Origin of the sequence: Bacillus sp. T33-2, from assembly GCF_002860205.1 — a bacterium.
Classification (GTDB): Bacteria; Bacillota; Bacilli; order Bacillales; family Cytobacillaceae; genus T33-2.
In genome coordinates, this window is sequence record NZ_PGVB01000026.1 from 1 (window position 1) to 18,609 (window position 18,609).

The 18,609-nt window shown below is 41.2% G+C and carries 18 protein-coding genes and 2 pseudogenes; 5 read left to right on the plus strand and 15 right to left on the minus strand.

Annotated features, from left to right (window positions below; genetic code table 11):
* Positions 1–329: 329 nt before the first annotated feature.
* Both CVD19_RS17160 and CVD19_RS17165 read right to left on the minus strand, forming a co-directional pair.
* A complete protein-coding gene (locus tag CVD19_RS17160) occupies positions 330–1,898 on the minus strand; it encodes an ABC transporter permease/substrate-binding protein (protein ID WP_101583715.1) in 1,569 nt (522 codons plus the stop codon).
* A complete protein-coding gene (locus tag CVD19_RS17165; protein WP_101583718.1) occupies positions 1,898–3,022 on the minus strand; it encodes an ABC transporter ATP-binding protein in 1,125 nt (374 codons plus the stop codon). Before CVD19_RS17165 ends, CVD19_RS17160 begins: the two co-directional genes overlap by 1 nt.
* 635 nt (positions 3,023–3,657) lie before the next feature.
* Between CVD19_RS17165 and CVD19_RS17170 the strand changes: the two genes are divergently transcribed.
* The 3 genes from CVD19_RS17170 to CVD19_RS17180 all read left to right on the plus strand — a co-directional run bounded on the left by CVD19_RS17170 (position 3,658) and on the right by CVD19_RS17180 (position 6,573).
* The gene (locus tag CVD19_RS17170; RefSeq protein WP_101583720.1) at positions 3,658–4,131 is read left to right on the plus strand and encodes a hypothetical protein; all 474 of its coding nucleotides are present in this window, start codon (positions 3,658–3,660) and stop codon (positions 4,129–4,131) included.
* Between the two features lie 168 nt (positions 4,132–4,299).
* On the plus strand, positions 4,300–6,261 hold the full coding sequence (locus CVD19_RS17175) for a methyl-accepting chemotaxis protein (protein ID WP_101583722.1): 1,962 nt from the start codon (positions 4,300–4,302) through the stop codon (positions 6,259–6,261).
* Positions 6,262–6,393: 132 nt separating this feature from the next.
* Positions 6,394–6,573: a CGNR zinc finger domain-containing protein gene (locus tag CVD19_RS17180; protein WP_257985183.1), complete on the plus strand. Its 180-nt coding sequence runs from the start codon at positions 6,394–6,396 to the stop codon at positions 6,571–6,573.
* Between the two features lie 222 nt (positions 6,574–6,795).
* Here the strand turns inward: CVD19_RS17180 and CVD19_RS17185 are convergent, their stop codons facing one another.
* The 8 genes and pseudogenes from CVD19_RS17185 to CVD19_RS17215 form a co-directional block, all read right to left on the minus strand.
* Positions 6,796–7,722 carry an ABC transporter permease gene (locus CVD19_RS17185; protein ID WP_101583726.1) on the minus strand — a complete coding sequence of 309 codons (927 nt, stop codon included), beginning with the start codon at positions 7,720–7,722 and terminating at the stop codon, positions 6,796–6,798.
* Complete coding sequence (locus CVD19_RS17190) at positions 7,715–8,593, minus strand: ABC transporter permease subunit (protein WP_101583728.1); 879 nt, start codon at positions 8,591–8,593, stop codon at positions 7,715–7,717. Before CVD19_RS17190 ends, CVD19_RS17185 begins: the two co-directional genes overlap by 8 nt.
* A 503-nt stretch (positions 8,594–9,096) precedes the next feature.
* Positions 9,097–9,269 (minus strand): annotated as a pseudogene (locus CVD19_RS25565) (HIT family hydrolase); the annotation flags it as partial.
* A 78-nt stretch (positions 9,270–9,347) separates the two neighbouring features.
* Positions 9,348–10,130 carry a nucleotidyltransferase domain-containing protein gene (locus CVD19_RS17200; RefSeq protein ID WP_180953682.1) on the minus strand — a complete coding sequence of 261 codons (783 nt, stop codon included), beginning with the start codon at positions 10,128–10,130 and terminating at the stop codon, positions 9,348–9,350.
* Positions 10,131–10,488: 358 nt separating this feature from the next.
* On the minus strand, positions 10,489–11,034 hold the full coding sequence (locus tag CVD19_RS17205; RefSeq protein WP_180953683.1) for an MFS transporter: 546 nt from the start codon (positions 11,032–11,034) through the stop codon (positions 10,489–10,491).
* Entirely contained in the window at positions 11,003–11,260 is a 258-nt protein-coding gene (locus tag CVD19_RS24910; protein ID WP_180953684.1) for an MFS transporter, read from the minus strand. Before CVD19_RS24910 ends, CVD19_RS17205 begins: the two co-directional genes overlap by 32 nt.
* Before the next feature lie 272 nt (positions 11,261–11,532).
* Positions 11,533–11,994, minus strand: a complete 462-nt coding sequence (locus CVD19_RS17210; RefSeq protein ID WP_101583735.1) for a GNAT family N-acetyltransferase — start codon at positions 11,992–11,994, stop codon at positions 11,533–11,535.
* 56 nt (positions 11,995–12,050) lie between these two features.
* Entirely contained in the window at positions 12,051–12,689 is a 639-nt protein-coding gene (locus tag CVD19_RS17215) for an HAD family hydrolase (protein WP_374702903.1), read from the minus strand.
* Positions 12,690–12,754: 65 nt separating this feature from the next.
* On the opposite strand from CVD19_RS17215, the gene CVD19_RS17220 reads away from it, so the two are divergent.
* A complete protein-coding gene (locus CVD19_RS17220) occupies positions 12,755–13,282 on the plus strand; it encodes a LysR family transcriptional regulator (RefSeq protein ID WP_257985180.1) in 528 nt (175 codons plus the stop codon).
* Complete coding sequence (locus tag CVD19_RS25955) at positions 13,279–13,752, plus strand: LysR substrate-binding domain-containing protein (RefSeq protein WP_374702902.1); 474 nt, start codon at positions 13,279–13,281, stop codon at positions 13,750–13,752. The genes CVD19_RS17220 and CVD19_RS25955 overlap by 4 nt, the downstream gene beginning before the upstream one ends.
* Before the next feature lie 31 nt (positions 13,753–13,783).
* On the opposite strand, the gene CVD19_RS17230 is transcribed toward CVD19_RS25955, so the two are convergent.
* The 5 genes and pseudogenes from CVD19_RS17230 to CVD19_RS17250 all read right to left on the minus strand — a co-directional run bounded on the left by CVD19_RS17230 (position 13,784) and on the right by CVD19_RS17250 (position 18,548).
* Positions 13,784–13,981 (minus strand): hypothetical protein, encoded by a 198-nt coding sequence (locus tag CVD19_RS17230; RefSeq protein WP_101583745.1) that lies wholly within the window; start codon positions 13,979–13,981, stop codon positions 13,784–13,786.
* A 401-nt stretch (positions 13,982–14,382) separates the two neighbouring features.
* A pseudogene (locus CVD19_RS17235) lies at positions 14,383–15,386 on the minus strand (PTS transporter subunit IIC).
* A 405-nt stretch (positions 15,387–15,791) separates the two neighbouring features.
* A complete protein-coding gene (gloA2, locus tag CVD19_RS17240; RefSeq protein ID WP_101583748.1) occupies positions 15,792–16,178 on the minus strand; it encodes an SMU1112c/YaeR family gloxylase I-like metalloprotein in 387 nt (128 codons plus the stop codon).
* A gap of 410 nt (positions 16,179–16,588) precedes the next feature.
* A complete protein-coding gene (locus CVD19_RS17245; RefSeq protein ID WP_101583750.1) occupies positions 16,589–17,356 on the minus strand; it encodes a hypothetical protein in 768 nt (255 codons plus the stop codon).
* A gap of 328 nt (positions 17,357–17,684) precedes the next feature.
* Positions 17,685–18,548, minus strand: a complete 864-nt coding sequence (locus CVD19_RS17250; RefSeq protein ID WP_101583752.1) for an aldose epimerase family protein — start codon at positions 18,546–18,548, stop codon at positions 17,685–17,687.
* Positions 18,549–18,609: the final 61 nt, after the last annotated feature.

Consider the following 18,609-nt stretch of genomic DNA (forward strand, 5'->3'; position numbering starts at 1 on the left):
AAGTTACCGAAACACCTCGCCGACACCTGTTTGCGTCACCTAGAACCCGGCTAGCTGACCGAATCACCTCGCCGTTACCTGTTTGCGTCACCTAGAATCCGGCTAGCTGACCGAATCAGCCCTCATGCTCAAAATAGCGTTACTTAGGTACGGATTTTACCCTGATGGTTTGTCAACGAATTCATCCAATCATGGATTTCATCGAAAAGATTCGTTTTATTATGTTTGACATCATAAAAAAAATCCACAGCAACGGGTTACTATGGAATGACGTAAATTTAATACTCACTTATCTTTCAAAAAACAAGGCGGAAAAATCCGCCTTGTCCTCAGTCTATCAAGCCTTCCTCTTTAAGATACTCTTTGGCAACCTTCTCCGGAGACTGCTTCAAGCTGTCCACTTTATAGTTCAGCTCGCGCATTGTTTCATCGGTCAGTTTGCCGGCGAGTATATTGATGGCTTTTTCAAGCTCTGGATATTCTTTTAATGTCTCTTCTTTTACCAATGGAACCGCATAGTACGGAGGGAAGAAGCCTTTGTCATCTTCCAGCACCTTGAGGTCGAATTCCTCGAGCAAGCCGTCCGTGGAGAAGGCATCAATCACGTCACTCTCTCCACTTTTTATAGCTTTGTACCTCAAACCGCCATCGACGGCCTTCACATCACCGAACTGCATATTATACTTGTCGGCCAGTCCGACCAAACCATCGTCCCTGTTCGTGAACTCCATGGTCGCGCCTACGCTTAGTTCGTTACTTACTGCCGCCAGGTCCGAGAAAGTTTCCAGGCCGTACTGCGCTGCGGTTTCCTGCGTCACAGCCAGTGTATAGGTGTTATTGAACCCGAGCGGCTTCAATGCTTTAATATTGTACCTGTTGGCAAATTCCTTTGCGACAGTGTTATAGACTTGATCGGGATCATTCGAAACTTGTTGTTTTAAAATACTGACAAGCCCTGTGCCGGTATATTCCACATACATATCGATATCGCCGCGCTGGATGGCATTGAAGACGACCTGCGTCCCGCCTAGGTTCAGTTTTCTTTCTACCTGGATATCGGTTTTATCCTCGACCACATCCGCAACCATATTCGCTAAAACCATTGCCTCACTGAAGTTTTTCGACCCGATGACAATTTTATCCTTGGCATTGACGATCGGATAAGCCATAGCCGCACCTAAAATCATCACAGATGCAGTTGCGGGGATCAGGATCTTCTTGGAAGGGAACCGGCGGCCCGCATTCTTATTGGCCGCTGAGGCGCTCGTTTTATTCGTATATGAAATCTTTGATTCAAGCTTGCCGACAACAAAGTCGATCAGCAGGGCCAGAATACAGGCTGGGATCGCCCCGGCAAGAATCATGTTATTATCAACGGTTGAAACTCCTGAGAATACAAGGTAGCCAAGCCCGCCTGCACCAACGAAGGCGGCAATGGTCATCAAACCGACAGCGGTTACCGCAGAAATCCTGATTCCCGCCATGATCACCGGGAATGCCAGTGGAAGCTGGATTTTCCGCATCGTCTGGCTTCTGGTCAACCCGATTCCTTTTGCAGCCTCTAAAATATCCGCATCAATATTCGTCAAGCCAGTATAAGTGTTTTTTATGATCGGAAGTAATGAATAAAGGACAACCATGACAATGGCGGGTGTGCTTCCAATCCCGATGAACGGAATCAGGAAACCAAGCAGCGCCAGGCTGGGTACTGCCTGCAGGACATTGGCGGTGCCAATGACCGGTTTAGAAAGCTGTTCACTTCTTGAAACCAGGATTCCCAAAGGGACACCAATAATAATTGCGGCAAGGACAGAAACGACACTCAGGTAAATATGCTGTCCAAAAAGATTAAAAATCTGGTTATAATTCGCCGTTACGTAATCGAAAAAGGCATTCATTAAAACGCCACCTCCAAGTCAATCAACTGGCTGCTTAATGCGGCCAGTATGCTGCTTCTCGTAATCAGGCCGGTCAATTGCCCGGCACTGTTGACGACTGGCAAATAGCCGATTTTATGCTCATTCATCATTTTCATGACGGAAATCAGGTCTGCATCTTCAGGGACAGAGACGACATTGCTCTCCATCATTTCCCCGATGGATGCATTCCGGTCCTGCATTTTGATATCTTTTAAGGTTACTAGACCTATAAGTTGTTTATTTTGGTCGGTGACCATCAAGCTGTCCACCCTTTTTTCTTTCATAATCTCGATCGCCTGCAGCACATTGCGCTTCGGCGTGACCTTCACAGGGTCGAAAATCATCATGTCATATGCTTTTAAGACCTCGGGGTTATTCCAGACTCGTCTTTTGCCGATAAAGCTTTCAACGAATTCTGACGCCGGATTTTTTAAAATATTTTCCGGTGTATCATACTGCAGGATTTCCCCATCTTTCAGCAGGCAAATTTTATCCGCTATTTTATAGGCTTCGTCCATGTCGTGGGTGACGAAGATGATCGTCTTGTTCAATTCCTTCTGCATATTGAAAAGCTCTTCCTGGAGGGAACTTCGTTTGACGGGATCTAATGCGCTGAAGGGTTCATCCATGAGGATGATATCGGAGTCCGTGGAAAAGGCTCTTGCCACCCCGACCCGCTGCTGCTGTCCACCGCTCAATTCCTTCGGGAACCGGTGCATATATTCCGTTGGATCCAAACCAACGAGTTCAAGCAGCTCTTCTGTTTTCTTTTCAATTGCTTCTGGATCTTCGCCTTTTAATTTTGGAATGAGTTCGAGGTTTTCTTTGATGGTCATATGTGGGAAAAGCCCGGTGTTTTGAATCACATACCCGATATTCCTGCGTAATTCGATTGGGTCAACCGTGGAAATATCCTTGCCATTCACAAAAATTTTCCCGGATGACGGCTGAATCAGCCTGTTGACCATTTTGAGCAAGGTCGTTTTGCCACATCCGCTTGGGCCGATAAAAACGACAAGCTCCCCGGCTTCAATATTCAGGCTGAAATTGTCTATGACTGTTTTTCTATGATACTTTTTAAAGATATTTTCAAACTGAATCATTATATACCCCCATTGTTATTTATTAACCAAGTTAGTTAAAACTGTACCTTTCTATACCCAAAATTTATTTTTCTAATCAAACGAAATTTAACAAACCTACAACTTATTAATTCAACCACAAAAAGTAACAACTTCATTGTAACACAAAAGTTGTTTGTTTGCAGGGATAAATGTCTGCCAAGAAAAAAACTACTGACGCCATCCCCAAATCAGACACGTCCCAATCAATCTTAAAAATAGACAGAGCTCCGATTTCTTCGGATTCATTAAATGCTAAAAGTGTTCTTCGGATTGTCTTACCCTGCTGTGCTCCAATAATTAATCAAACGTTTGATTAAAAAAAAGATAGATTAAGCAAAATCATTTGCCTAACCTATCCTTTGTTGTCCAAACAATTGAAAAAGTGGTTCCTTCATGAGGGGTTTTGTGTGTCAGGTAAATGTCAGAGACGTTCAGGAGTGAGATGAACAGCAATCTCGAGTTCCTATACAAATTTGAATTTGCTTGCATACAGCGGGGATTTTTAACTTGTAAAAACCTTCATGTTTTTAGCCATTCTTTCCGGCAATCTGCTATTCTTACATTGCAAAAAGTAGTAAAATATAACTAATTTATCGTAGGAGATGACATACGAAATGGGTTTGCCTAAAACAATCGCAGAATTGGACCGAATTAAAGCAGAGTGCAGATCAATGGTTACTAAAAGGGCTTCCGCCTCTGGCGCTGCAGCCATTATACCGGCACCTGGAGCTGACATAGCTGCAGACGTAGCAATCATGCTGGAGTTATTGCCAGCAATAAACCGGAAATTCGGCTTGTCGCAGGAACAGATTGATGAGCTTGATCCAGATACAAAGAAAATGATTTTAATTCTGATCACATCCGCTGGAAGTGAATTAATCGGGAAAGTCATTACGAAACAAATAGTAGCTCAATTGTTGAAAAAAGTGGGTGCGCGAGTAGCCGTAAAATCGGTAGTAAAATTTGTTCCTTTTTTAGGACAGGCTGCTGCAGCCGGCATCAGTTTCGGTGCGATGAAATACCTGGGCAATTCGCACATTGATGAATGCTATGCAATCGCCAAGCGCTATATAGAAAATTCCAACTAACATCATGCAGTGATATGTCCAATTCGACTAGGAATTGGACTTTTATTTTTTTGGAGATACAATGTTTTACTGATGTGTCCTATGGGTCAGATGGAAACATTTGTGGCATCAATAATAAACTTATTTTTCCGATATAAAAGATAACTCTATAGGATAAGGGCGTGCATCATGTTATCAAACATCACAATCAGGACAAAATTGATTCTATCTTTTATTGTTGTGTTGCTCGTTCCAAGCGTGACAATTGGATTGACATCATTCAGCAACTCGAAAAATAAGGTTGAAGAACAAATTTCACTTTCTGCTAAAGAATCAGTAGCGTTATTAAATGCGACAATTGACCAATTTATCGAACCCCAAATTAACAATGCAGATTATTTGTCAGACAGCATCACAATGTCGGAATACCAGGATGCAACTAACTTCCGTTCGAACACATTGACTGCTTTTCTTGGAAAACACCCTGAAATTTCAACCATATATATTGGAACGGCTGATGGAACCTTTATCAATGCACCGGACAAGGAAATGCCTGCCGGGTATGATCCACGCCAAAGACCGTGGTATAAAAGCGCCATGAATAAAAAGGGTGAGGTTATTTTAACGAGTCCGTATGTTTCTGCCACTACTGGTGATTTTGTAGTAGCTATAGCAGCGACAGTGAAAGACGGATCAGCTGTTATATCATGGGAACTTAAATTAGATACAATCGAGAAAATTACAAAAGCAGTAACTATTGGTAAACAGGGTTATACATTTATTTTGGATCAAGACAAAAAAATCGTAGCTCACCCTAACGTGAAATCTAACGAGGAACAAACAGCGGATTGGGCAGTGGATATGTTCAGTAGTACTGCCGGGAGCTTTGATTACACTTCTGATAAAGAAGATAAAAAAATGTTTTACGAGACAAATACCTTAACCGGCTGGAAAATCGGGGGCACAATGAACCAGCATGAAGTAGATACTGAAGCACAACCGATTTTAATTGGCACAGTTACAGTTCTGGCTATTGCCACTGTTTTTGGAGCTATCCTGGCGTATTTTATTATCAGGTCAATTGCTCGGCCGCTCAGAAGATTGGTCGCAGTATCCGAGAAGATTGGCGCAGGAGATTTAACTCACAAAGTTGAATTGCAGACAAACGATGAATTGGGCAAATTAGGGGCAAGCTTTGACAAAATGGTGGAATCCTTAAGGTCAATCCTTTCTAGCTTAAGCACTTCAATTGAACAGGTTGCATCATCTTCTGAACAGCTGAAGGCCAGCGCCGACCAAACCACGTCTGCAACGGAGCATGTGGCTTCAGCTATTCAGGAAATCGCCAGCGGCTCTGAAACTTCAAGTGAACTGCTTGAGAAAAACTCCACTTCTATTGATGAAATACTGAAAGGAGTGCTGCGGATTGCGGAGAGTTCGACGATGGTATCGGAATTGTCCAGGGAAACTGCTGCAGATGCTGAGGATGGCGGGGAGTCGGTGGACAATAACTTAGTCCAGATGGAGTCCATCCATACTTCGGTTGGTGAATCGAATAAAGTGATCCAGTCCCTGGCGGAACGTTCACAGGAAATCGGCAAGATCATTGATGTCATCAATGGAATTTCCGAGCAGACCAACCTGCTCGCATTAAATGCGGCTATCGAGGCTGCGCGTGCTGGTGAACATGGGAAGGGATTCGCAGTTGTTGCTGATGAAGTGCGGAAATTGGCTGAGCAATCACAAAGCTCTACTAAACTCATCTCTGAATTAATAGGCACAATACAGAGAGATACCCAGCATTCCGTCAAGATTATGGAAGAAGTAACCGTCAACGCTGAACAAGGGGTAAAGGTCTCTGTAGAAACGTCGCAAAAATTTGCCAAAATCATCGAGAGCACGAAAGCGATAGCACCACAGCTTGAGGAAATTTCAGCAACGGTGCAGCAAATTTCTGCGAGTGTGGAAGAGGTTGCGGCCTCATCAACACATATTACTCAAACAGCAAAAGTAAATTCCTCAAACTCAGAGGAAGTGGCTGCATCTACAGAAGAACAGCTTGCATCAATGGAGGAAATCAACTCTTCGGCACAGTCGCTGGCCTATATGGCAGATGAATTAAAAGATCTGGTTAGTAAGTTTAAAATATAAGCAAGCTTATGTTGTATTGTAAGATTAAAAAAGGCCAAACGCATACAACGACCCGCGCTCACTTTATCTGGTGTATGCGGGTCGTTTTTTACGTTTTTCTCTCAAATGTTGTGGAAGATCGTTCAATCTGCGATGAATTTCCTGATCTCGGACGAGAAGAAGAAATTAAAAGCGTGTGCAGGCGGGGAATGCGGGTGGCTGTTTGTTGATACGAGCAGGAATAAAAGCCGGAGATGGTGTTCAATGGAAGACTGCGGAAATCGGGCTAAAGCGAAAAGACATTACCAAAAAAAGAAGTTGCAATTAAAATAAACACCGGATCCCCTGGATATTAATATAATGTTTAACGCTGATAAAAATCCCAGTCTGCCTGTTCCCACTAACTGACAAGGACAGGCAGCTTAACCGAAATTTCCCCTCCCCTTAGCATTGCAGACCGCAGAAGACTTTCTTTATGTCATATTTATTGAAGGACAAGGGGATCTGCCGTCTCCATAACCATAATTATCGGCATAATCTAAATTAACTTTGTATCTATAAATAAGTGGCCCTTCTCTTGCGAATTGTTTCCTGCGCGCTGAGACCCTGAGAAATTAAATAGAATGAGAAAAGCAACACTAAAAAACACAACAGTGGAAACAGCAGAATCCATTGTGAATGGTAAAGGAATGACCTGAATTGTCCAATCAATCCCGCCCATTCTTTTGTAATTGGAATATACACTTGCGGACCACCCAGTCGCAATATCGTGCCGCCAACAAATAAATTGAATATCCCTAGCTGACCTATTAAATGAAGCACTTGTATGATTTCATTTACGAAAATAATTACCAAATGGTTCCTCAGTGAAGGCAGGATATGTTTTTTGGCAATATGCAGCTTACTTCCCCCAATTGATTGGGACGCTACTACATATAAACTCTTTTTCACTTCCATCGTTTTCCCATAAACCGTGAAAAAGACACTTGGCAGCCCGAAAAGAGTCAGGAGGCTTCCAACAATGAGTGTCAGAGTAATAGGTTTCAGAATGGGGTTTATATTGATTTCGATTAATATAAAATAAATAAAAATGAAAATTGGAAATCCACTGAAGACGTTCATTTTTATTTTTTTAGTTGGAACCTGAATATTTGTCTTGGTTAATGCCATCAGTATTCCTAATAATGCACCTAGCATCACCCTCACCAGGGCAACAATAATCACCGTGAAAATCGTGAATTTAGCACCATGCAACAATAATGTCAATATATCGTAACCCCATTTATCCGTCCCGAACAGATGCTCCTTTGAGGGAGGAAAAGGCGGGGCTCTCATTTCTTCACCATTCTCGGTTTCTATGTATTTTATATCCATTTGTTTATTTACTTCATATGGGGCGACATGAGGACCAATAATAGCAATTACCACAAAGAAAAAAACCAACAGAAGACCAGCTATCAACTTCCAATTCCATTTACGCACGCCAGAAAATCCTCTCCACTGCCAAGATAAATAATTTGATAGATAAAAAAGTAGCCAGGTATAGAACAAAAAACGCAATTAATGTAATTGCAACAAGATTATATTGGTATCCGAATTTAATGGGATATTCGAATAAAATTTCTGTCAGGCCCCGCGTATTATATAGGTACTCGATGATGAAAAGGTTGCTGATCGCTATCCCTACTATTTTATGCAAATCTGCTTTTAAAAAAGGCAGAACATTGCTGGTCACATGGTTAACATAGATATATTTCTTTGACAAACCCTTTGATTTTGCTGTAAGTATATAATCCTGTGTAAGAACCTCATATGTCCGTTCCGCTAATGTTCGGATTAAATAAAACAAAGGCACGATAATTAATGAAACAATCGGCAGAAAAATTGCCGGTTCCTCCATTGAAAGCGACGCTACCTTTACTGTTTTGATTCCTGTCGTTTTGAATATATATGTAACCAGCAACTGAAATAACAGTACTAATATGAAATCAGGAATGAAGCCAACAAAGCCAAGCAATGAATTCAGCCATCTTTCACTCATTTTCCAGAACCAGATTCCCAGAAAAAAAGAGAGAATGACGACAATCAGCAACGAGACAGTTAGATAGGTAAATGATGAAAGAAAAAAACTTGTTAAATCGTTCAATAAAAGGCCTTCGCGGCCTCCCTGCAAATAATAGAATGACTGGCCATTGAACAAACCTGCCACAAATTTTTTCACTTCCTCCAGAATGCCATGTAATTGAACAGCCACCCCAGTGTCAGTGTTCACCAAATATAATGGCAATGCGGCAAGCAGAAGTAGAACAGCTAAACTGATCAATTGATTAACCAAAAATCTTAAATACCACATATGGACGGCTCCTTCCTATGATGTCTGGTTTACGTCAACCTAACAATTTAAATCAGATATACCACCAATCAAAAATATGTACAGAACAATGGACATTTCAATTGTTAACGGTAGAAATCCATTCATCCGGGTAATTGAATAAACTTCTGTTTCTGTTAGATTGTGTGTCGTTTTACTTTGAATGGATTTGTTTATGGAAGGAAGTATATCCCATTGATGACATTACAGGTTGGGTTGACATGAGGGAATCAATGCGAACAAAGATGTTAAGACGGCAATCTTGTCTTGAGGATTTTCCACAGAAGTTGATGATAGCTTGAATCTGTTTTTAGCACTGCGTCAAGCGTTTATCTTGGCACCTGACACTGGTCTGCCGCACCAAAGCAACGATGCGGGCTGTCGTGCACATTAAGTATAAAACTTGTTTTGACGTTAGCATTAGCTGTTCCTGCCTGACATAATACTGTTCTGAATTTTTCGGGATAATTGTCCTAAGATCAATTCAATAAATCGTTATCGCGTTCTTCCAGCGTGAGCAGCTCTTAGGTATAACCACGATATGGACAGGCCAAAAAGGTCTTGTATGATAATACGGTAAAACGTTATCTGTCTCGACTACTTTATTTACTGGAGTATTTCCACTTAACACCTCGCCACAATAATAATCTTCAGTCATTACTAACCCCCTAAATGTTTGAATTTGGTCTGTGGTTCAAGAAAGGCAAACTACAACAAGGGAACCCTTACGATGTGTTTACGCAAAAAATTTTTCATTACAGTATGCACGGGCATATAAAATAAAGTCCCTGCACTCGGCTGCCCTTTTTAACCTGCTACGAAAATGTGATGGACTGTTTGGGTTTTGTCTAATCCGGATTGCCTCCTGTAAAATAAGACGCCGTCTTTCAGGAAAACGTTTCAACAACTTAGATATTGCCTCTTCTTTGGAGAAAATCTTTTTTTCTTCAAGGGCACAGACGATCCTGCTAACTGTAGTTATGGAAAAATCCAGCATATCATCAAATAAAAAAAGAAATTTATTTTTTGATTTTTTATACCAATAATGGTTGATGTTATACTTGATACTTTCAACAATGTTATCCCAGCCTACTTCAAAATCATATGAAGAGATGTCTGGTCCATATAATGTGATTCCATGATGTTTTAATACCCACCACGTAATAGAATTCACATCCCAATAACCCGTTTTAATGACTCCCTTACTGCAGTAGGGGTAAGGTGGCAAGTCACGGTTGTTTTTACCCAGGCTGCTTAACTGAAGGTACATTCCATCCAGTTTTCTGCCCAACTCTTTTTTGTTTAAATGAGAATGTAAATCTTTTAAAGTATTTACCTCTTTTTTATTCAATTCCCTGTTTAATAGGACAACGAAATCAATGTCGCTTTTGTCCAGATTGAATGCATCCAATGCAATAGAGCCATAAATATAAACCCCACAGATCACCTTGTCTGAAAGTGCGTGTGTAAGCTGCCTTACATAATTGTCAACAAATTCATCAATAATCGTAGGTACCATATACACCATCCTAGTAGTCCATCAGTAACTTAGATATATTTCGTCCTGCATAAAGATTAATGTTTTTCCCGTATTCATTTACGCACTCGAACTTTGATGCTTCTGTGTGCTGACGGTCAAGTAGCATGCCCATGAAAATGCTATAGTCATGATGATTCCAGCCACCCAGGAATTGGTTTAAACTGAAGAACTATTGATTAAAAACCCTCCGATAGCTGACCTAAGGCAATGCCTATATGGTTAAAAGAATTATTCAAACCCACCTGTGTACTGGAAGACTCTGGCGCTTTGCTGGCCAGAAGACTCTGTACCGCCGGGCTGATTGACCAACAGCCGATCCCCCATGGAATGATTACAACTAATAGAGCGGACACTGATTGGGTGGCATAAGGTAAAGTGAATAATGACACACAACCAGCAGCAGAGACACTAATATGGTCCTCACACTTCCAAACTTATCGGTTGACCAACCTCCGAGCCACCCGCCGAATACACCTGCTACTCCAAAGAAGATCAATATGATACTATTGAGTCTTTTTGCTAAACCCATTGTTTCATGAAGGAAAGGAATGAGGTAAGTATATAATGTAAACTGTCCAGTATACATCAAGATTGAAATTCCATGTAATGAAATGACAGTTTTACCTCTTAAAGCGGCAAACTGTTTTTGCAATGAAACAGTTCGATCAGTTGGCACTTTGGGCAGAAACTTCATAATCCCTATAATTGAGACAAGGGCCAGCACTGCCACCAACAAAAAAGTCATTCTCCAGCCAAAGTTATTACCAATTAAAGTTCCCAGGGGGACTCCTAATACTATGCCCATGAAAATAATTCCCAAAGCCCTGCCCCTTAGATTATCGGAGACTATATTAGCGGCAGTCGCCAGGGAAACAACGATCACGATAGAGCATGTTGAAGCAAGAATTATCCTCAAACTTTGAGGTTAAGGCACTAAGAAAAATCGCCCCAAACGCAAAAATTAACGAGAAGGCAGACACCAGTTGACCAACTGCTGCCACAGTTATATTAAGATCTGCTGCAATCCTGTCCAATAGCCCCGCAATGATGAATTCGACGGTTCCTGCCACAAAGGTTGCAAGTGCCAACGCAAAAATCCCCTTATTCATTGTTTACTCCTACAAAGATGAATTTATAGAAAAACAATAACTGGCTGCAATACCATTAAACATACCTGCACGCGTTACCAACAGACTGTTAATTTGCCGCTTTTAAACTGGCGATTGTTTCTTCGTTTTTATCCAGATACGGCAAAACCCTGCAGTATAACAGAATTCCAAAAAGTCCGATACTAGTTATAAAAACGGTAGTAGCGAAGCCGGGCATCTCTACACAAGGCCCTTCATTATTAAAAAACATATTACTTTACTATTATGCTGACCTAATAAATTAAAGATTTTTGCAGGTGCACCTCACCGTGCGCTATGTGGGTCACATGATAACCATGTGATTTATACAATTTAATAGGTTTTTCCCACCCCACTGTTGTTTCTATGACAAGCTGTTCAAATCCAAACTCTATTGCTTTCATTTCCAGAAAATCAAGAATTTGTTTTGCCAGTCCTTTTCTACGGTGGGTTTTAGCGACAGACATTCGGCAAATTCGTGCAGTTTTATCTCTCTCTTTGTAAAAGGCACCGGTAGCTACTACTGAATTTCCGATTATCCCAACAACAAATAAGCTTCCTGGTTGTGTATATGTTTGTAATATACCATATAAGTCTGGGTTCATATTTTTGTCTAATTCTGCAAAGTAGTCAAGAAGTCCATTTAATACTAGCTGCCGTGCCTCTGCCACATTATGCACTGTGACAGGTTCGATCTTCATTGTTTCAACAGACATTTGCTAGAGTACCTCCTTATGAAACTTCCAGCTGGAATATAACAATTGCAAACTACTCACAACAGCTCATCAAGGGGAAGCTCTGAAAACATTTTGTACCGGTACGCCTTTTCGTGGAATGTCATGAACTCAGTGACATCATTAGGTACCACCACGCATTTCACTCCCGCTTCAAGTGCGGCAATCGAGCCATTTATAGAATCTTCAATTGCAATCGCTTCATCAGGCTTCACCTTTAGTGCTTCAAGAGCCTTTATGTAAAGAGCTGGATCCGGCTTGACCTTTTCAACATCTTCCTTCGTTTTTATGGATCGGAAATATTTGCGAATACCAAATTTCTCAAGATAGTCTTCCACCCAATCCCGGGCTGAACTTGAGGCAACTCCAAGCAGCAAGCCTCTTTCGCTCATGTCATAAATGAGCTCCTTAATACCCTCCCTTAAAACTAAAATGTCTTTTAACTGGTGGAATTTTTCATGTACTTTTGCCTTTGTTCCCTCGCGATCAACCGGAATGCCTGCATGCCTGTCTATGTAGTCATAAAGAACATCATCCGTCGTCCCGATGCACTTTGCGAATTCCTCAAGCTGCAAGTTGAAGCTATATTCAGTTTCCAGCACTTCTTTAAAAACCTTGAACCATAGGGTTTCTGTATCGACAATGGTTCCATCAAAATCAAAAATTATTGCTTTAATCACCAGTCTCGCCTCCTGTAAACATGCCATGTTAAGCATGGTTTTATTCAAACATAACTTAATCATTGTCACTGAACAGTCCTCAATGGAGGCTCTGCATTCATCATAAATTCTGTTCTGAATTCTCAATTGTATTATTTAACCATTCTGGTAAGATTATTAAAAAAGTAAATCTTTTAAAAAAGGGGCATTATATTCTGGATTATCAGCATTGGGAAACCTTCATGGTTCTATCGGAAACAAATAGTTTCAGCCGCACCGCAGAGCTGCTGAATGTTTCACAAACTACGGTAACTAGCCGAATTAAACAATTAGAAAACCATATAGGCAAAAAATTGTTTATTAGAGATACAAGACACGTGCAGCTATCTGAAGCTGGGACGGTTTTATACCCCTTTGCGAAAAAAGGTGTAAATATGTTAAAGCAAGGGGAATTTACGGCCCGAAGCTATATCAACCATGATGAGAAAATTGAAATTGGCAGCTTAGTATCGTTGTGGCATTATTTTCTTTTGCCATATGTTCATAGTTTCAGGCATCAAAATCCAGACTACATTTGCGGATACACACAGGTACGACAAAAAGTTCATTGAATTCTTTGTTCGATGGAATTATTGATGTTTGTGTGATACCTTTTAAACCCCAGCACCCAGATTTAATATCGATTAAATTGTTTGAAGAGAATTTCCTTTTAATAGGATGTCCGTCCTCATTCACGGAAACAACACAGGCATTAGCACTGGACCAATTTGACAAAAGTTCCTTTCTGCACATACCATGGGAAACGCCATTTATGGAATGGTTCAAAAACGAGATTGGATTCACTTTTTTTCCTTCAATTGAGGTAGATGACACTACAATTTATATGAAACTTTTATTGGAACAAAAAATGATGGGTTTCTTGCCAGAAATCGTGGCACGACCTTACATTGAGACAAACAAACTTCGGTCCATAAAATTTATTTCATCGACTCCCATTCCCAAAAGGTCAGTTTACCTTGTTTACAATAAAAAGATATGTAATTCCCGCTCATTCCAGGCCCTTTCCAGCCTTATTCTCTGATAAGGTGTTTATTGGTGTAAGCAGTTTTTTGTCAAGGGACATCAATACATCCGCCCAATTTTCCAAAACCAACAGCGGTTTCATCAATGGCAGCTAACGCATCTTTGATTTCCCACGGTGGATCTGCGTAAGACATCGTTGGCCCCCTTACTGCTGTTATAGTTAGTTTTGTGCCCGCTTCATCTTTGCTTTTAATCAGGATGCCATCGATCAACGGATGGACAGTCATTTCGTTCCCCCCTCGGCATGCTCTTCCTCAATTCAGATTTCATTATATAGTTAAATATTTTTTTTGAGAAATGAATAAATTACATTGAATCTATTCGTTATTCCAATAAACACATGTTTGGTTTTGCAAGGAATAGGTTCATTTTAAAGGAAATACAAAAAGAGAAAAACCGAAGATTATTTGCTTTGTGATTTCGCCTTTTACCACGGTTTTGGAGTGGATTAAAGTCATTTTCGGCTTGTATCTGTTATATTTAGGTGTCATCACTCTTATTAAAAAGAAAACCACGATTGACACTTTGCAGGGTGGGGTACGGTCAGAAACTGGTTCTGTTTTCCGTTTATTCGCACAGGGTGTGAAATAAAAAGGAGCTGCGGTAACAGCTCCTGCAGTTTCATCTATTATTGCACTTCCATCCGAAGATCCCCAGCTTTAACCCAACCAACAATTTTGATCACCTGATACAGGCTAAGTGTAATCACTATTGGCAGAACCACCCCAACGGCGATATAAATGAGAAAGCTGATGAGGCCCTGATTTGCAAGGATATTTAAAGGGGCGATCAATGAATTAAGCCCCAGGCCTGCAATTTCGTAGGTTGCTGTGAATCCAAACCCCAAAGTAGCGATCGGGGCGCAAATAATTGCGGCCACGAAGGGCGGAATGATTAACAGCGGATTTTTTACCACATTAGGGAATTGTACTTTTGGCGTGACAAAACATTGGGCAAGAAATCCGCCAAGATCGTTCTGGCGCAATGACATTGCCGTAAAACCGGCAAATTGGACTGTGCAGCCAATTAAAGCAGCCGCGCTGGACACCGGGTCCAATTGCAGGGCAATCGCAATTGCTGCAGATGATGCCGGTGACATTAGCAATATGCTCCAGACAAGTGAAATATCAGCGGACTTCCCTGGACGGAGGAAGTGATTTCAGCACTGAGCCATTGCAAAAGTGGCGTAGTGACTGCCGCAAGTCCTACCCCCGCTACTCCGCCGGCCAATACTGCTCCGAAAGGGATTGCCATCATATCGAGCTTTGTCCGGCCCGTGATTCGTTTTCCTACATAGGTTGCGACAATTGCAGCCAGCACCGCGCTGATTGGCTGGCCCGAAACAATGGTAAAGGCGCCCTCAGCAGTCGGGTGGATCGCTGCCCCTCCGACGGCACTGCTGGCCATCGCACTAAAAATGACTAGAGTATTTCCGCCCAGTTGGTACGCGATGCCGGCGCCAATTGCTGGAGCCAAAAGAACCTTTGCTGCCGACCCTATCCCAATAAAAGCTTCCCAGCCGATAAACTTCCCGATCGTCTCAAACAACAAGCCGATTCCTAATGTAACTAAAACTGCGTTTGCAATTCCTGTTGATGCTTTATACATTCTATTAACTACGTACTCTTTCATCCTGCCTGCTCCTTCTTGCTTCATGTTGTCTGTAGTAGTGGCTTACCCGATGGGTGATGTAATATGCTGCAATCTATCAAATCATTCTCAATTTTATTCCTCCAAACAGATTATGGCTGCTCTGATCGCGAGGTTTTTCTCAGAGATATTGCTCCTATTCTGTGGTGTTTTTGTTATCCTATCATAATTTATCTGAATACACAAACTACTTTTTTAATTCTGAATCATTATAAACGCTTACATTTTAATATTATTTAAATTTATCAAAAACTTATTCTGCAAAAATATGAAAGAATGCAGCTTTTTATTTATGTAACTCTGATTAAGAAGGAAATAAAAAACGGGATTGTTCTGCAATAATGCAGTACCAATCCCGCCAGCTTCCTGGATATTTCATTCTGATGCTCACGATTCATATAATTCAATCGGCAATCCATCCGGGTCAGAGAAGAAGGTGAATCGCTTTCCTGTGTATTCATCGGTTCGAACTGGTTCAATGCTTACTCCAAAAGAGGTTACATGGTGGATAGCTTCATCAATATCATCCACCTCGAACGCCAAGTGCCGAAGACCCGCTGCCTCCGGATAGCTGGGCCGTCCAGGTGGATTCGCGAACGAAAACAACTCAATTTGATATTCCCCGTTTACCTGCAGGTCCAGTTTATAAGAATCCCGTTCTTCCCGGTAAATTTCCTGACACGGAGTCAAGCCTAATATACGTACATAAAAATCTTTTGATTTCTCATAGTCTGAGCAAATAATCGCAACGTGATGAATTTTATTTAACTGCATGTGTTCACTCTCCAATAACAAAATGTAATTATTATTATACATTTGCAAGTACGGGTACCCAAGCCTATGAAAAAGACTAAAAAAAATATTGGTTTGTTCATAGTTTGTTAACAATTAGCGTTTAAGATAAACCATATTAGGAAGAATTTTTTCCTCCCCCCCTTTAAATATTTGTTGAATCCGGCATTTTAGCCGGATCTTTTTTTTTATGTATATCGAGGGTTTCCTAATTTAAAGGTGGGTGATGCGAAGAGTATGGGGCAGTTTTTGTGGAATGAGGACAGACGCCGACGATAAAATTCGGCTGCCATCCCCATAGTTGCCCCGCTGCAGATCGATGCATTCCCACTTAAAAATGGAGTTAAAAAAAACATTGAAAAGCCCTTCCCGAGTGGGAAGGGTTTCTTCAATTACCATGACACAACGAGCCAATCATCGTTCATAAAGATTGCGTACCCAGCAGTTTCAGGAGTAACCCCAACTTCAACTTGTTCTCCTGTTTGAGCGACATGCTTAATGCCGTCCGCAATACCGGCAGCATATTCCCCATGGTCAGAAAACAAATCACAGAGCACCTCATGGTTGCCTGGTTTTGCAGCAGCTGCACCTGTACTCATGTGGACAATGGGAACTCCATCTTTTACGATTGCAAAAACATCTGATTCACTTACGGCATAAAGTTTGGCACCATATTTTAATGCTACATGTATTTTATGGGAAAATTTTTCTTCATCCATCAGGCTTTCGTATCTTTGGCCATCCAGAACAACTACATCGGTTAGTGCTTCTTCCGCAGCCTGAGCGGGATGTTCAGTTTGAAGCTGGTCTAATGGATTGGCAATTTTCTCATTTGGAGTTGATTCAGTACTGCCTAGTGATTCTGATGTAATATCCGCAGAAGCAGGTTCGCTTTTCTGTATTTCAGTGCTTAAATTATCGTCACTTCCGTATTCAGGAGTGGTGGTTGCTACAGGATCCATTTCAGCTGTCACAACATTTACCGCGGCTGGCTGAGGAAGGTCTTCTATCGTACTAGCAATCTCTCTATTAACCAGTTTTTTTTCATGGTCAACGACATTTGGAGCTGTATCGCTTTTATGGTTTGCACTGGCGTACGAAAAACCCCCGGCTACAACCACCAAAGCCACGATAATAATTGTTTTAAGCTGTCTTTTCACTTTCCTCACTCCTGTTTGGTTATCTTCACTTATTAGACGTTTGAAAACAAAATAAGTTCCAAAAAAAACTAAAATTATTTCATTAATGTTACAAAAATGTTTCGACATTATTTCACCACAAAAATACAAATCTCAACATATTATGTATTATTTTCGTGCACGGTGTATCTTTCACTTATTCCGTCAATGAAGAAGTTGATTACCCTATTTCATTTTCATTGCGAATGACGGATTGACTCTCCAATCTTCATAAAAGCATCTCAATAATAAAAGCCCTGACCACATGAACTTCAGCGGGTCAGGGCATTACAATTATTAGCAAAGAACATTATTCCACAGAAATGGTCAGGTATGTTTTTAAAGTTTCCCCCGGGCTGACAAAGCTTAATTCTTCCTTCCGATTTAATTCATCCGTCATGGCCATCCAAGGCTCGACGCATACAAAATCCTGGCCTTGCTCAGTCCAAAGATACACGTACTTGAATTCCTCTCCATACTCCAATTTAACCAGCTTTTTCAGTTCTGGCAGGGTAAACGCAATCTGAGGTGTTTCAGCATCCAATAAGACGAGCGATTCCTTCTTGCCGGAAAGGTCGAGGCCTCTGCTGACATCTTGGACATCCATATCGTTATAGTCCAGGTATGTTTTTGCATCTGTTTTATATTCGAGATTATTACTGGCTGTCCTGAAATACGGATGAAACCCGGCATAGATCGGCATCGCAGAAGCTGATTTGTTCGTATATTCCTGCATAATTGTTAAACTATTGTCTTTTAGAACGTATGTAAACCTGACTTCAAAATCAAAAGGATATGCTTTTTTTGTTTCCGCATTGCTTTGCAGGCTCAATGTGATCGATGCTTCACCATCTACATTCGAGCTAATCACTTCCCACGGGTTCGTCCGTGCCACACCATGGTTCCTCATCTTATATACCTTTCCATCCCACTCATATTCCCCATTTTCCAACTGGCCTGAAATCGGGAACAGGATCGGGATGCCGCCCCTTACATTTGCATTTGCATCATAAAAGGTTTCCTTGTTGAGGAACAACAGCTCTTCCCCCTGGATGCCGAACCCAATCACCATGCCGCCTCTTTCGGGTGCTACTTTTACCCACGAATTGGTATCTGGATTCCTCAGCTCATAAATTTTATAATTTTTATCTTCACACTGTTTCACTTCGTGCATCGTTCTTCCATCCTTTCAATTCGCGTCTACTTTGTCCGTCTAAGGGTGTACTTTTTATTAG

Excerpts from the sequence above, each read along its gene's own strand:
- CVD19_RS17175 (WP_101583722.1), top strand. The coding sequence starts at position 4,300 with ATGTTATCAAACATCACAATCAGGACAAAATTGATTCTATCTTTTATT.
- CVD19_RS17250 (WP_101583752.1), bottom strand. The coding sequence starts at position 18,548 with ATGCACGAAGTGAAACAGTGTGAAGATAAAAATTATAAAATTTATGAG.
- CVD19_RS17180 (WP_257985183.1), top strand. The coding sequence starts at position 6,394 with ATGAATTTCCTGATCTCGGACGAGAAGAAGAAATTAAAAGCGTGTGCA.
- CVD19_RS17230 (WP_101583745.1), bottom strand. The coding sequence starts at position 13,981 with ATGACTGTCCATCCGTTGATCGATGGCATCCTGATTAAAAGCAAAGAT.
- CVD19_RS17200 (WP_180953682.1), bottom strand. The coding sequence starts at position 10,130 with ATGGTACCTACGATTATTGATGAATTTGTTGACAATTATGTAAGGCAG.
- CVD19_RS17170 (WP_101583720.1), top strand. The coding sequence starts at position 3,658 with ATGGGTTTGCCTAAAACAATCGCAGAATTGGACCGAATTAAAGCAGAG.
- CVD19_RS24910 (WP_180953684.1), bottom strand. The coding sequence starts at position 11,260 with ATGAATAAGGGGATTTTTGCGTTGGCACTTGCAACCTTTGTGGCAGGA.
- CVD19_RS17210 (WP_101583735.1), bottom strand. The coding sequence starts at position 11,994 with ATGTCTGTTGAAACAATGAAGATCGAACCTGTCACAGTGCATAATGTG.
- gloA2 (WP_101583748.1), bottom strand. The coding sequence starts at position 16,178 with ATGCAGTTAAATAAAATTCATCACGTTGCGATTATTTGCTCAGACTAT.
- CVD19_RS17190 (WP_101583728.1), bottom strand. The coding sequence starts at position 8,593 with ATGTGGTATTTAAGATTTTTGGTTAATCAATTGATCAGTTTAGCTGTT.
- CVD19_RS17160 (WP_101583715.1), bottom strand. The coding sequence starts at position 1,898 with ATGAATGCCTTTTTCGATTACGTAACGGCGAATTATAACCAGATTTTT.
- CVD19_RS17165 (WP_101583718.1), bottom strand. The coding sequence starts at position 3,022 with ATGATTCAGTTTGAAAATATCTTTAAAAAGTATCATAGAAAAACAGTC.